Origin of the sequence: Arsenicicoccus dermatophilus (assembly GCF_046267915.1) — a bacterium.
Taxonomy (GTDB): domain Bacteria; phylum Actinomycetota; class Actinomycetes; order Actinomycetales; family Dermatophilaceae; genus Arsenicicoccus; species Arsenicicoccus dermatophilus_A.
The window spans coordinates 1,553,067-1,566,722 of the sequence record NZ_CP176520.1 but is presented as its reverse complement, the minus strand read 5'-3'; the positions used below and the strand labels follow the sequence as shown (position 1 = coordinate 1,566,722).

The window sequence follows — 13,656 nt, the reverse complement described above, 5'->3', positions numbered from 1 at the left end:
CTCGCCGAGGACGCCGCCCCGGCGAGGCGCAGCCTGCTCAGAGGTCGGCGAAGGCCAGCGGCTCTCGGGTGACGGCATAGGTCGCGAAGTACATCTTCACGACGCGGTCGTCCTCGTCGCGGACGAGCTCCAGGCGCTCCCCCTGCTCACGGCCCTCGACGGCCCGCCACAGGTCGCGGTCGATCTGCTCGTACCTCGTGTCGTCGAGCAGCCCGCGGGTGCCGGGCATGGTCGACCACAGCTGGTCGCCGCGCACCTCGAAGTCGAGCGGGGAGCCCTCGGACCACCAGCGGCCGAGCAGGGACTCGAGCTCGGGGTCACGGGTGGCGGGTGTCCACATGGCCGGGGTGGTCGGGGCGTGGTCGAGCACCGTGGACAGCAGGTCGGTGGCCAGGGCCAGCGGCGCCGGACCGGAGGTGGCGTTGGCGAACACCACGGCCCCGAGCCGGTCCCGCCCGCGGAACCGCAGCCCGGTGAGGAAGCCCGGCATCGCGCCCCCGTGCCCGGCATACACCCGCTCGCCCCGGCGGAACAGGCCGAAGCCGAGGCCCTGCCCCTGGGTCCAGTCGTCGGGGTCGGCCATGATGACCGGCATGGTCATCTCGTGCACGGTCTGCGGGGCCAGGACGTCGAAGCGGCCGGGGTCGGAGCAGAAGGCGGCGTAGCGCCCCAGGTCGGCGACGGTGGACCACAGGCCGCCGAGCGGTGCGGTCGCCCGCAGCTCGATGACCGGCTCGGCCGTGGCGGTGCGGGCGTAGGGGTGGATCTGGTAGCCGTGGGCGCGGGTGGCCTCGTCCGGGGTGAGCCCGGTGCACGTCATCCCGAGCGGCTCGAGAACAAGCTGGCGGACCGCGGACTCCCAGGGCTGCTCGGCGACCTCGGCGAGCACCTGCCCGAGGAGGGCGTAGGCGAGGTTGGAGTAGTGGAACGCCCGGTGCGGCGGAAGCACCCGCTCGACCTGGTCCAGCCCGGCGAGCAGACCGTCCAGGTCTGGCGCGTCGAAGGTCTCCCACAGGTGCCCCGCGGGCTCCCGCTGCAGGCCGGAGGAGTGGGACAGCAGCTGGCGCAGGGTCAGGTCGCCCAGCGGCGTCCCGGTGATGACGTCGCCGAGCGCGTCGTCGAGCGACAGCTCGCCCCGGTCACGCAGCACCATCAGGGAGACCGCGGTGAAGGTCTTGGTCACCGAGCCGATCAGGAACTGCGTGTCGTCGTCGGCGGGTCGCGCCGGGCCGAGCCGGGCCGCGCCGACGTGCGCCGACCAGAGCAGCTCGCCGTCACGCACCACCCCGGCGCTGACCGCGGGCGACCGCCACTCGTGCTGGGCCTCGGCGACGGCGTGGTCGAGCCTCAGCCGCAGCTCCTCGGGCAGCTGTGCGGCCACGGCTCAGCCCTCCATCGACTGCAGGGACATCGGGCCGTAGACGACCTCGGTGCCGCGCATCAGGGTGACCGAGTCGGCGCCGCCGTCCTTGACGACCTGCCACTGCTCGGCGAACCACGCCTCCGCCTCGCCCTGCGTCGGGAAGCTCGGGCTGCGCTCCCCGGCGAGGGGCGCACCGGCCGCGTCGAGATGGGTCCAGGTGTAGGCGTCGTCGCTCATGGACGCCACCCTAGCCGCGCCCGCCGACATACGGCCGGGGAGGTCACCCCAGCGCCGCGACGTCCCCGATCACCGTGACGGCCGGGGGCACGAGCCCCTCGGGCAGCCCCTCGGACACCAGGGCGCCGAGGGTGGTGCGCACCGTGCGCATCGAGGGCAGCCCGCCGTCCATGACGCAGGCGACCGGGGTCTGCTCGGCGCGCCCGGCGTCGAGCAGCGTCCGGGCGATCGACGGCAGGGTCTGCACGCCCATGAGCACGACGATCGTGGTCCCGGCCCGGGCCAGCGCCCCCCAGTCGACCGTGGACCGGGGGTCCTCGGGGGCGGCGTGGCCGCTGACGACGGTGAAGCCCTGGACGGTCCCGCGGTTGGTCACCGGGATGCCGGCCAGCTCGGGCACGGACACCCCCGAGGTCACGCCCGGCACGACCGTGACGGGCACGCCCGCGGCCCGGCAGGCCTCGACCTCCTCGTAGCCACGGCCGAACACGAACGAGTCGCCGCCCTTGAAGCGCACCACCCGCCGGCCCGCCCGCGCCTCGCGCACCAGGATCGCGTTGATCTCCTCCTGCGGGGTGAACCGCCCGCGCGGGATCTTGGCGACGTCGATGACCTCGACGTGACCGGGCAGCTCGGCCAGCAGGCCCACGGGGGCGAGCCGGTCGGTGACCACCACGTCGGCGGCCAGCAGCTCGGCATAGCCCTGCCGGGTGAGCAGGCCGGGATCACCCGGGCCGCCGCCCACGAGCACGACCGAGCCGTCCCCGGAGCCCGTCGCCTCTCCCCCGGTCGAGCCGGTGTCCACGGTGTATGCCGGGACCCCGGCCTCCCGGGCCAGGTGCAGCAGGTCCGGCCCGGCGGCGCGCAGCTGCGGGGGGCGCGCGTCGACGACCAGCCGGGCGGCCGCGACGAGCTCGGGCTCGGTCACGTCGGCGCCGCGGGCCACCAGACCCCGGTCGACGAGGTCCTCCAGGGCGGGCACCAGCTCGGTGGCCAGGACGGTGACGACGGCCCCGCGCTCGCGGAGGGCGACGACCTCGGCGAGGGCCTCGGCGCCGCCGCCGGCGACCAGGGTCGGGACGCCGTCCAGGCGCCAGGCGCCGGTCATGCCCGGGCCTGCGCGTCCTGCCGGGCCTGCGCCACCGTGCCGGACCCAGCCGCGTCGTGCTCGCCCGCGGCGTCCTCGTCGAGCCTGCCGCTGACCGCCGCCGACTCGAAGGTCGCGACCTCACGCAGCATCCGCACCGACATCTGCACGAGCGGGACCGCCAGGACCGCGCCGGAGCCCTCCCCGAGCCGCAGGTCGAGGTCGACCAGGGCCTCGAGCCCCAGCGTGGACAGGGCGGCCAGGATGCCGGGCTCGACCCCGGCGTGGCCGGCGACGAGGTAGTCCACCACGGCCGGGCACAGGGCCTGGGCGACGAGCGCGGCGGAGCAGGCGATGACGCCGTCGAGGACGACGGGTGTCTGCTGGGCTGCGGCCGCCAGCAGGAAGCCGACCATGGCGGCGTGCTCCAGGCCACCCACCTCGGCCAGGGTGTGCAGCGGGTCCTCGGCGGTGGCGCCGGAGCGGGCGAGGGCCCGGTCGACCACGGCGGCCTTGGCCGAGCGGCCGGCCTCGTCCAGGCCCGCGCCGGTGCCGGTCACCTCCTGCGGGGTGCGTCCGGTGAAGACCGAGATCAGGGCGGCGGCCGGGGTGGTGTTGGCGATCCCGACCTCCCCGGCCACGAGCAGCCGATTGCCCTGGGCGACCAGGTCGCGGGCGACGTCGATGCCGACCTCCAGCGCCGCCAGGCACTGCTCGGTGGTCATCGCGGGACCCTCGGTCAGGTCGGCGGTGCCGCGGGCGACCTTGCGCACGAGCAGACCCTTGGTGGGCGGCAGGTCCGCGGCGAGACCCACGTCGACCACGTCGACCTCGGCGCCCACCTGGCGGGCGGCGGCGTTGACCACGGCGCCGCCCCCGGCGATCCCGGCCGCCATCTGCACGGACACCTCCTGCGGCCACGGCGACACGCCCTGGGCGTGGACCCCGTGGTCACCGGCGAAGACCGCGACCGCGACGGGGGACGGCATCGGCGGGGGCCACTCGGCATACGCCGCTGCCAGGCGCTCGCCCGTGGACTCGAGCAGGCCCATCGCCCCGGCCGGCTTGACCAGCCGGGCCTGGTGGGCCTGGGCCCGGGCCAGCACCTCGGCGGAGGCGGGGCGGACGGCGGCGACGGTCTCGTCGAGCAGGGACACGGTGACTCCTCCTGGGAGCGTGCGGTTGGACCAGGTCTCGTCGTGCACGGCCCACGACAGCGGGCGGCGACGGGCCCACCCCGAGGTCTGCAGCTCGGGTGCGGGCGGGAACTCGCTGACATGGCCGACGCACAGGTAGGCCACGACCTCGAGGTGCTCGGGCAGGCCCAGCTCACGCGCCAGCTCGGCGGGGTCGAAGAAGCTCACCCAGCCGACACCGAGACCCTCGGCGCGGGCGGCGAGCCAGAGGTTCTGCACCGCGGTGGCCGTGGAGAAGCTCGTCATCCGGGGGTCGGCGTGCCGGCCGATGGTGTGCGGGCCACCCCGCGTGGGATCGCAGGTGACGACCACGTTGAGCGGGGTCTGCAGGATCGCCTCGATCTTCAGCCCGTCGAACATCCGCTGCCGCGGGCTCGGCAGGCTCGCCGCGAACTCGTCGCGCTGACGGGCGGCCAGCCGCTGCACGCGCCGCCGGGTCTGCTCGTCCCGCACCAGCACGAAGTCCCACGGCTGGCTGAAGCCCACGCTCGGCGCCTGGTGCGCCGCGGCGAGGACCCGGGTCAGCGCCTCGTCGTCGATCGGGTCCATGGTGAAGGTCGAGCGGACGTCTCGGCGCTCGCGGATGACGTCGTAGACCGCGGCGCGGCGGTCCTCGTCGAAGGCGTGCGGGCCCGCGGCCTGGTGCGGGGCTCCCGGTCCGGCAGGGGTAGGCCGGTCGGGGCGGTCCGCGGCGTCGGACGGTGCGGTGGTCGGGTGGTCGAGGCTCATGGCCGTGGCTCCTGCAGGATCGTGCGGATGCCGTCCGCCAGCTCCGCGACCTGCTCCGGGTCGCGGGCGGCGATCCGGATCCAGGTCGGGTCGAGGCCCCGGAAGGTGTCGGCCCGGCGGACGGCGATGCCGTGCTCGTCGCGCAGGCGCTCCCGCAGCTGCTCGGCGTGGGGGTGGTGGGCGAGGACGAAGGGCCCGCCGGGGTCGACGGGGACGCGCAGCCCGAGCTCGCGCACCATGGCGGCGAGGTGGCCGGCGTTGCGGACCAACCGCTCCCGCTGGGCGTCGCGAAAGGCGCGCCCCTGCGGCGTGCAGACGGCGAGGACGGCGGCCAGCGCCAGGGAGTTGACCGACCAGTGCACCTGCCGCTGCGCGAGGCGGGCGACCAGGGGCGCCGGCCCCACGAGAAAGCCCGCCCGCACCCCGGCGAGGCCGTAGGTCTTGGTCAGGCTGCCGGTGACCAGCACGGCCCGCTCCCCCGGCCGGTCCGTGACGGCGTCGGCCACCAGGGTCTGGGTCGGGTCGGTGGACACGTCGAGGAAGGCCTCGTCGACGAGCAGCACCCGGTCGTCGGGCGTGGTGGCCGGGTCGACGAGGCGCAGCAGCTCGGCGCGCGGGTGCAGCCGCGAGGTGGGGTTGGTGGGGTTGCCGACGACGACCAGGTCGGCGTCGGGGTGCCGGTCGCGCAGCAGGTCGGCGTCCAGGGCCCACCCGGTGCCCTCGTCCAGCGCGTGCCAGGCGGGCGCCGTGCCCGCGGCCACCAGCTCGAGCCCGGGCTCGGTGAACTGCGGCTCCACGACGACTGGCCCGCGCCAGGGACGCAGCCGCGCCACGAGCTGGAAGGCCTCGGCCGAGCCGTTGGTCAGCAGCAGGCACCCCGCGGGGACCCCGAGGTCCTCGGCCAGCGCCGCGGTGGCCGCGCGCGGGTCCGGGTATGCCGCCAGGCGAGCCACCTCACGGCCGATCGCCGCCGTGACGAAGGCCGGCGGCTCGGGCACCGCGACGTTGACGGCCAGGTCGAGCCGGGCGCCTCGCGCGTCCACGTCACCGTGGTGGGCGAGCGCCGCCTGCTCGGTCCGGCCCGTGGTCATCGTCCGGTCACCGCCGACACGAAGGCCCGGGCCAGCGCGGGCTGACCGGCCCAGTGCAGGTGCAGATAGCTCGCATGCACCTGGCCTTGCACCACGCCCTCGGCGACGGACCCGCCGTCCCGGGAGGTCCACGCCCAGGCGGGCTGATGCTCGCCGTCGACGCGGGTGATACGGGTGCGGTGGAACTCGTGGCCGGTCACGCGGGTGCCGGCGGGGGCCAGCACCGAGTCGCCGAGTGCCACCGCCGAGCGGTAGCCCAGCGTGAGCCGGGACCCGAACTCCGCGTGGGTGGGCAGGACCCCGGCCATGCGGTGGCCGTCGAGGGTCTGCCCGAGGTAGAGCAGCCCGGCGCACTCGCCGCTGATCGGCGCGCCTGCCTCAGCCAGCTCCCGGATGGCCGTGAGCAGGGAGGTGTTGGCGGCCAGCTCGGTGGCGTGCACCTCGGGGAAGCCGCCGCCCACGACGAGGCCGCCCACGTCCTCGGGCAGCTCGGGGTCGAGCAGGGGGTCCACCACGACGGGCTCCAGGCCCGCGGCGGCCAGCAGCTCGGTCGTCTCGGCATACGCGAAGGTGAAGGCCCGGCCGCCCGCGACGGCGACGCGACCGCGGGACCCTGGTTGCGCGCAGGCCAGGTCGCCGAGCTCGGCCTCGGGCGACCACGGCTCGCCGACCAGGTCGGGCGCCCGCCGGGCGATGGCGAGCAGCTCGTCCAGGTCGACGTGGGCCTCGACCATGTCGGCGAGGGCCTCGACGGCGGCCTGGGCCTCGGGCGAGCGCTCGGCGGCGGGGACGAGCCCGAGGTGGCGGGAGGGCACGACGACCGAGGGCACCCGGGGCACGCAGCCGACCACGGGGATGCCGGTCTCCTCGATCCCCTGGCGGGCCTCGGCCTCGTGCCGGGGGGAGGCGATGTTGTTGAGGATGACCCCGGCGATCCGCACCTGGGGGTCGAAGCGGCTGAAGCCCAGCACGGTCGCGCCGACCGAGCGCGAGGTGTGCGCGCCGTCCACGACCAGCACCACGGGTGAGGCGGTAAGGGTGGCGATGTGCGCGGTGGACGCGAAGCCGCGCCCGCCCAGCTGCCCGTCGAAAAGACCCATGACGCCCTCGATCACCGCGACGTCGGCGGGGCTCGGCGTGAGGGCGCCGTGCAGCAGCAGCGGGACGACCCGGTCGACGCCCTGCAGGTGGGGGTCGAGGTTGCGTCCGACCCGGCCGCAGGCGGCGGCGTGGTAGCCGGGGTCGATGTAGTCGGGCCCCACCTTGTGCGGCGACACCTGCACGCCCCGTCGTGCGAGGGCGGCGAGGATGCCGGTGGTCAGCATGGTCTTGCCGCTCCCCGATCCGGGGGCGGCGATCACCACGCGGGGCAAGGTGGTCATCGGCCGGTCACCACTCGATCCCCCGCTGGCCCTTCTGGCCGGCGTCCATGGGGTGCTTGATCTTGGTCATCTCGGTGACCAGGTCGGCCACCTCGACCAGGCGCGGGTCGGCGTCGCGGCCGGTGATGATCACGTGCTGGCGCCCGGGACGGGTCCGCAAGGTCTCGACGACCTCGTCGACGTCGACCCAGCCCCATTTCATGGGATAGGTGAACTCGTCGAGGACGTAGAGGTCATGCTCCTGCGCGGCGAGACGGCGCTGGATCTCGCGCCACCCGTCGAGGGCGTCGCGGGCGTGGTCCTCCTCGGAGCCGCCCTTGCGGGCCCAGGACCAGCCCTCGCCCATCTTGTGCCACTCGACCGGGCCGCCCTCGCCGGTCTGCTCGTGCAGCCGGCCGAGGGTCTTGAAGGCGTTCTCCTCGCCGACCCTCCACTTGGCGCTCTTGACGAACTGGAAGACCCCGATGCGCCAGCCCTGGTTCCAGCCGCGCAGGGCCAGGCCGAAGGCGGCGGTGGACTTGCCCTTGTTGACCCCGGTGTGGACGATCACGAGCGGCCGGTTGCGGCGCTGCCGGGTGGTGAGACCGTCGTCGGGGACGGACGCGGGAACTCCCTGAGGCATCAGGCCACGCTCCTTGTCGGGGATGAGGACGAGGTATGGCGGCGGGCGCGGCCGGCCTCGGTGCGGGTGCGGACGGCACCGGACAGCTGCTCGGCGGCCAGGTCGCCCAGGTCGAGCAGCTCGGCCCCGAGGTGACCCGCGAGGTCGCGGGCCAGCCCGAGCCGGAAGCCCGCCCGGGACTGCTCGCAGTCGATGACCACGCTCGCGACCCCGGTGCGCGCGATGCCCTCGGCGACCCGGTGGGCCCGCGGGAGGGCCTGGCGGCCCCCGGTGCTGGCGCGCCCGTCGGTGAGCACGACGAGCAGGGCGCGGCGGTGGGGGTCCTTCGCGCGCTCGCGCAGGACCACGTCGTAGGCGCTCTGCAGGCCCTCGGCCAGCGGCGTGCGACCACCGGTGGGCACCTGGGCGAGCAGTCGCTCGGCGAGCTCGACGCTGGTGGTGGGCGGCAGGACGAGGCTCGCCCGTCGGCCGGCGAAGGTCACGACGGCGACCTTGTCCCGGCGCTGGTAGGCGTCCAGGAGCAGCGAGACGCAGGCGGTCTTGACCTCGCGGACCCGCTCGCGGGCGCCCATCGAGCCGGAGGTGTCCACGACGAAGACGACGAGGTTGCCCTCCTTGCCGCGCCGGACGCTGCGGCGCAGGTCCTGGGCGGTGACCCGCAGGTCGCGGCCGGGAGCGGCGGCCCGCTGCCCGGTCCCGTCGCCGGCGGCGCGCCGGGCCGCGGCGAGCACGGTGGCGGTCGCGGACAGGCCCTGACCCCGGGGGTCGTCGGGCAGCACCGCACGGACGTGCCGTCCGGTGCTGGTGTCGGCGGTGGAGCGGCGCCCGGCCACGCCGGTGCCGGCGGTGGGCAGGGACAGCAGCCGGGTGCGATAGGCGCCGCCTGCCCGCTCCCCCGTCGTGCCGCGGGCGGGGGCCTGGGCGGGCGGCTGCTCGGGCTGCGGCGGCTCGGGGAGCTCGGTCTCCTGGCCGGTCGGGTCCTGCCCGCCCGGGTCGGGGGTCTGCTGCGGCGCCGGGTCGTCGCCGCCCCCGCCCTGCGGGCCGTCCGGGCCCTGCGGCGGGGTGGGCTCGTCGTCGGGGTCGTCCGGGTCGTTCGGGCCGCACTCGTCGGGCCCCTGATCCTGCGGCAGGGTCTCCTCGATGATGTCGTCGAGGTCGTGGTCGGCCGCGTCGTCGAAGGGATTGCGCCGCTTGCGGTGCGGCAGCGCGAGCCGGGCGGCCACGCGCACGTCCTCGGCGGTGACCTGCTCGCGCCCCGACCAGGCGGCGTGGGCCACGGCGGTCCGGGCGGTGACCAGGTCCCCGCGCATCCCGTCCACGTCGAAGGCCGCGCAGATCGTGGCGATCTGCTCGACGGCCGCGTCGGCGAGCACGACCCGCGGCAGCCGCTCCTGGGCGGCGGCGATGCGGGCGGCCAGGGCGTCCTCCCGCTCGGCATACCGCTGCCGGAAGGCCACCGGCGAGTCCTCGTAGGCCATCCGGCGCCGCACGACCTCGACCCGCACCTGCGGGTCGCGCGAGGCGGTCACGTCCACGGCCAGGCCGAAGCGGTCCAGAAGCTGCGGACGCAGCTCGCCCTCCTCGGGATTCATGGTGCCGACCAGCACGAAGCGGGCGGCGTGCTGCACCGAGACGCCCTCGCGCTCGATCCGGGCCCGGCCCATCGCCGCGGAGTCCAGCAGGGTGTCGACCAGGTGGTCGGGCAGCAGGTTGACCTCGTCGACGTAGAGCACGCCGCGGTGCGCCTGCGCGAGCAGGCCCGGGTCGAAGGCCACCTGGCCGCTCGACAGCAGCCGGTCCAGGTGCAGCGACCCGACGACGCGGTCCTCGGAGGCCCCGACGGGCAGCTCGACCAGGCGGACCGGCCGGGTGACGGTCTCGGCGGTATGCCGAGCGGCGTCGGGGCAGGTCGGGTCCGGGGACGCCGGGTCGCAGGCGAAGCGGTCGCCCGCGACGACGGCCACCGGCGGCAGCACGGTGGCCAGGGCCCGGACCATCGTGGACTTGGCGGTGCCCTTCTCGCCGCGGACGAGCACCCCGCCGATGGCCGGGGAGACCGCGGACAGGCACAGCGCCAGGCCCATGTCGTCCATGCCGACGACGGCGGTGAAGGGGAACTCCACGGGCGCTCCCGGCCGCTCCACGGCGGCCGTCCCTGCGCCGTCGCCCGCGGCGCTCGCGGCCGAGCTCGAGGTGGTCGGCTCAGTCATCGTCACCCTCCAGGTCGCCCTCGGCGTCGAGGTAGGCCGCGCGCAGCTCGGCGAGCACCTGCGGGTCGGGCTCGGCCCACATCCCGCGCTCGACGGCCTCCAGGAGCCGCTCGGCCATGCCGTGCAGCGCCCAGGGGTTGGCCTGCGCCAGGAACTCCCGGTTGGTCTCGTCGAGGACGTACTCCTTGGTGAGCCGGTCGTACATCCAGTCGGCGACGACCCCGGTGGTGGCGTCGTACCCGAAGAGGTAGTCCACGGTCGCCGCCATCTCGAAGGCGCCCTTGTAGCCGTGCTGGCGCATCGCCGACATCCACTTGGGGTTGACGACGCGGGCGCGGAAGACCCGGGAGGTCTCCTCGACGAGCGTGCGGGTCGCGACGTGGTCCGGCCGGGTCGAGTCGCCGACGTAGGCCTCCGGCGCCTCCCCCGTGAGGGAGCGCACCGCGGCCACCATCCCGCCGTGGTACTGGAAGTAGTCGTCGCTGTCGGCGATGTCGTGCTCGCGGGTGTCGATGTTCTTGGCCGCCACCCGGATCCGGCGATAGGCCGTGCGCATCTCGTCGCGGGCGGGCACTCCCGCCAGGTCCCGGCCATAGGCATAGCCGCCCCACACCTCGTAGACCTCGGCCAGGTCGGCGTCGGTGCGCCAGTCACGGGAGTCGATGAGCTGCAGCAGGCCCGCGCCGTAGGTCCCGGGGCGGGAGCCGAAGATGCGCGTGGTCGCCTTGCGCTCCTCGGCGCCCTCGGCCAGGTCGGCCTGCACGTGGGCGCGGACGAAGTTCTGGTCGGCGGGCTCGTCGAGGGAGGCGGCCAGCCGGACCGCGTCGTCGAGCAGGGCGGTGGCGTGCGGGAAGGCGTCGCGGAAGAAGCCGGAGATGCGCAGGGTCACGTCCACGCGCGGCCGCCCGAGCTCGGTGAGCGGCACGGGCTCCAGGGAGGTGATCCGCCGGGACGCGTCGTCCCAGACCGGGCGGATCCCCAGGAGCGCCAGGGCCTCCCCGATGTCGTCGCCGGAGGTGCGCATCGCCGAGGTCCCCCACAGCGACAGCCCGACGCTGGCCGGGAACTCACCCTTGTCCTCCTGGTAGCGGCGGACCAGGGACTCGGCCAGCCCCACGCCGGTCTCGTAGGCCAGCCGGCTCGGGATGGCCCGCGGGTCGACGGAGTAGAAGTTGCGTCCCGTCGGCAGCACGTTGACCAGGCCCCGCAGCGGCGACCCGGAGGGGCCGGAGGGGATGAACCGCCCGTCCAGGGCCCGGAGCACGGCGTCGACCTCGTGGGCGGTGCCGGCCAGGCGCGGGACGACCTCCGTGCAGGCGAAGGTGAGCACGGACCGCAGGGCCTCGGGGTCCGTGCCGTCCGGCAGCTCGGCCCCGGCGACGACCTCCTCGACCTGGTCCCGGTCCCAGCCGCGCTCCTCGAGCGTCTCGACCAGGGCCCGGGCGTGGGCCTCCACGACATCGGTCTCGCCGCGCTTGCGGGCGCCCTCGTCGAGCCCGAGGGCGGTGCGCAGGCCCGGCAGGGCCCGGTCGCCGCCCCAGATCTGGGTGGCCTGCAGCATGGCGAGCAGCAGGGAGACCCGCGCCTCGCCGGTGGGCTCCAGGCCCAGCACGTGCAGGCCGCCGCGGATCTGCACGTCCTTGATCTCGCACAGCCAGCCGTCGATGTGCAGCACCAGGTCGTCGAAGGCGCTGTCGTCGTCCAGGTCCACCCGGTCGGTCAGGCCCAGGTCGTGGTCCAGCCGCGCGGCCTGCAGGAGGGTCCAGATCTGCTGGCGCACCGCGGGGGCCTTGGCCGGGTCCATGGCGCTGACCATGGCGTACTCGTCGAGCAGCTGCTCCAGGCGGGCGATGTCGCCGTAGGAGTCCGCCCGGGTCATCGGCGGCACCAGGTGGTCGACGAGGGTGGCGTGGGCCCGGCGCTTGGCCTGGGTGCCCTCGCCCGGGTCGTTGACCAGGAAGGGATAGACCAGCGGCAGGTTGCCCAGGATCGCGTCGGGCGCGCAGTCTGCGGCCAGCGCGGCGCCCTTGCCGGGCAGCCACTCCAGGTTGCCGTGCTTGCCGACGTGCACGATCGCGTGCGCCCCGAAGCCGCCGTCCTCCCGGTCCGCCTCGAGCCAGCGGTAGGCCCCGACGTAGTGGTGGGACGGCGCGAGGTCGGGGTCGTGGTAGATCGCGATCGGGTTCTCCCCGAAGCCACGGGGCGGCTGGACGAGGATCACGACGTTGCCGGCCTGCAGCCCGGCATACACCAGGTCGCCAGTCTCGCCGCGGCCCGCCCGCGAGCCGTCGAGGTACATCTCGCCGGGGGCCGGTCCCCACTTCTGCTCGATCTCGGCGCGCAGCGTCGGGTCGACCTGCTCGAACCACCGGACGTAGTCCGCGCCCCTGACCCGCAAGGGATTCGCCGCGAGCTCGTCCTCGGTGAGCCAGGCCTGGTCGTAGCCGCCGCGAGCGATGATCGCGTGGATCAGCTCGTCGCCGTCGCCGGACTCCAGTCCGGGCAGCGCCCCCTCCCCGGACGTCGGGCCCACGTCGTAGCCCGCCTCGTGCAGCGCCCGCAGCATCGCCAGGGTCGACGCGGGCGTGTCCAGGCCGACGGCGTTGCCGATCCGGGCGTGCTTGGTCGGGTAGGCCGACAGGACCAGCGCGATCCGTCGCTCGCCCACCGGGACGTGACGCAGCCGGGCGTGCGCGTGGGCGATCCCGGCGACCCGGCGGCAGCGCTCGGCGTCCGCGACGTAGACAGGCAACCCGTCCTCGTCGATCTCCTTGAAGGAGAAGGGCACCGAGATCAGGCGGCCGTCGAACTCGGGCACCGCCACCTGGGTCGCCGAGTCCAGCGGCGTGGTGCCGTCGTCGTTGGCGAGCCAGTCCTCCCGGGAGGAGGTCAGGCACAGGCCCTGGATGATCGGGACGTCGAGGTCCGCGAGGGCCCCGGCGTCCCAGGCCCCCTCGTCACCGCCGGCCTGCGCGGCCGCGGGGGTCGAGCCGCCCGCGGCCAGCACGGTGGTGATCACGGCGTCGGCCTGGCGCAGGGTGGCCATCAGCTCGGGCTCGGGGGTGCGCAGGGACGCGACGTAGAGCGGCAGCGGCCGGGCCCCGGCGGCGTCCAGCGCGTCGCACAGGTCGGTGACGAACTGCGTGTTCCCACTCATGTGGTGGGCGCGGTAGTACAGCACCGCCACGCAGGGACGGTCGTCGGTCGCGGCATACGCCCAGGCCCGGCAGGCCGAGACCCCGCACCGGGAGCGGTCGGCGGCCGGGATCGCCGCGCAGGCACCGGTGCAGCCCAGGGAGCCCCAGGCGGGGGCCGCGGCGGGCTGGGCGAACCCGTGACCGGTGAGGAGCACGGTGTCGGACAGGAACGTCGCGAGCTCGGCGAGGTTGGTGGCGCCGCCGTGCGCGAGGTAGGCGTGCGCCTGGGCCGCGACCCCGGCCGGGACCGTGGAGATGGACATGAGCTCGGCGTCCGGGGCCTGCTCGCCGGTGAGCACGACGACCGGGCGGGGACCGGCGAGGAGCCGGTCCAGGCCGTCCTCCCAGGCGCGCCGCCCACCGAGCAGGCGCACCACGACCAGGTCGGTGCCCTCGACGAAGGCGTCGAGCTCGTCCAGGGGCAGGCGGGCCGGGTTGGCGTGCCGCCAGTCGACGGGGCCTTCGGCGGCGCGCGCGCTGCGCAGGTCGGTATCCGACGTCGACAGCAGAGCCAGGGTCACGTCATGGTCCTCTCCCGGGTG

9 protein-coding genes are annotated in these 13,656 nt (G+C 75.3%); all 9 read right to left on the bottom strand.

The window, feature by feature from the left end; all coding sequences use genetic code 11:
- Positions 1 to 37 precede the first annotated feature (37 nt).
- Genes ACK2IS_RS07640 through cobN form a run of 9 tightly spaced genes read right to left on the bottom strand, consistent with a single transcriptional unit; the run spans position 38 to position 13,635 of the window.
- Complete coding sequence (locus ACK2IS_RS07640; protein ID WP_409485543.1) at positions 38 to 1,381, bottom strand: serine hydrolase domain-containing protein; 1,344 nt, start codon at positions 1,379 to 1,381, stop codon at positions 38 to 40.
- 3 nt (positions 1,382 to 1,384) lie between these two features.
- Complete coding sequence (locus ACK2IS_RS07635) at positions 1,385 to 1,600, bottom strand: hypothetical protein (RefSeq protein WP_409485542.1); 216 nt, start codon at positions 1,598 to 1,600, stop codon at positions 1,385 to 1,387.
- A 43-nt stretch (positions 1,601 to 1,643) separates the two neighbouring features.
- Positions 1,644 to 2,708 (bottom strand): uroporphyrinogen-III C-methyltransferase, encoded by a 1,065-nt coding sequence (gene cobA, locus ACK2IS_RS07630; RefSeq protein WP_409485541.1) that lies wholly within the window; start codon positions 2,706 to 2,708, stop codon positions 1,644 to 1,646.
- Positions 2,705 to 4,612: a nicotinate-nucleotide--dimethylbenzimidazole phosphoribosyltransferase gene (gene cobT, locus ACK2IS_RS07625; protein ID WP_409485540.1), complete on the bottom strand. Its 1,908-nt coding sequence runs from the start codon at positions 4,610 to 4,612 to the stop codon at positions 2,705 to 2,707. Before cobT ends, cobA begins: the two co-directional genes overlap by 4 nt.
- On the bottom strand, positions 4,609 to 5,703 hold the full coding sequence (locus ACK2IS_RS07620; protein WP_409485539.1) for an aminotransferase class I/II-fold pyridoxal phosphate-dependent enzyme: 1,095 nt from the start codon (positions 5,701 to 5,703) through the stop codon (positions 4,609 to 4,611). The genes cobT and ACK2IS_RS07620 overlap by 4 nt, the downstream gene beginning before the upstream one ends.
- Positions 5,700 to 7,085, bottom strand: coding sequence for a cobyrinate a,c-diamide synthase (locus ACK2IS_RS07615; RefSeq protein WP_409485538.1), 1,386 nt, complete (start codon positions 7,083 to 7,085; stop codon positions 5,700 to 5,702). The genes ACK2IS_RS07620 and ACK2IS_RS07615 overlap by 4 nt, the downstream gene beginning before the upstream one ends.
- A 7-nt stretch (positions 7,086 to 7,092) precedes the next feature.
- Positions 7,093 to 7,707: a cob(I)yrinic acid a,c-diamide adenosyltransferase gene (gene cobO, locus ACK2IS_RS07610; RefSeq protein WP_409485537.1), complete on the bottom strand. Its 615-nt coding sequence runs from the start codon at positions 7,705 to 7,707 to the stop codon at positions 7,093 to 7,095.
- Entirely contained in the window at positions 7,707 to 9,917 is a 2,211-nt protein-coding gene (locus ACK2IS_RS07605; RefSeq protein WP_409485536.1) for a VWA domain-containing protein, read from the bottom strand. Before ACK2IS_RS07605 ends, cobO begins: the two co-directional genes overlap by 1 nt.
- Positions 9,910 to 13,635, bottom strand: coding sequence for a cobaltochelatase subunit CobN (gene cobN / locus ACK2IS_RS07600; RefSeq protein WP_409485535.1), 3,726 nt, complete (start codon positions 13,633 to 13,635; stop codon positions 9,910 to 9,912). The genes ACK2IS_RS07605 and cobN overlap by 8 nt, the downstream gene beginning before the upstream one ends.
- Positions 13,636 to 13,656: the final 21 nt, after the last annotated feature.

Bases quoted from the DNA above. Each gene is read 5' to 3' on its own strand.
- ACK2IS_RS07635 (WP_409485542.1), bottom strand. From the start codon at position 1,600: ATGAGCGACGACGCCTACACCTGGACCCATCTCGACGCGGCCGGTGCG.
- cobA (WP_409485541.1), bottom strand. From the start codon at position 2,708: ATGACCGGCGCCTGGCGCCTGGACGGCGTCCCGACCCTGGTCGCCGGC.
- cobT (WP_409485540.1), bottom strand. From the start codon at position 4,612: ATGAGCCTCGACCACCCGACCACCGCACCGTCCGACGCCGCGGACCGC.
- ACK2IS_RS07620 (WP_409485539.1), bottom strand. From the start codon at position 5,703: ATGACCACGGGCCGGACCGAGCAGGCGGCGCTCGCCCACCACGGTGAC.
- ACK2IS_RS07615 (WP_409485538.1), bottom strand. From the start codon at position 7,085: ATGACCACCTTGCCCCGCGTGGTGATCGCCGCCCCCGGATCGGGGAGC.
- cobO (WP_409485537.1), bottom strand. From the start codon at position 7,707: ATGCCTCAGGGAGTTCCCGCGTCCGTCCCCGACGACGGTCTCACCACC.
- ACK2IS_RS07605 (WP_409485536.1), bottom strand. From the start codon at position 9,917: ATGACTGAGCCGACCACCTCGAGCTCGGCCGCGAGCGCCGCGGGCGAC.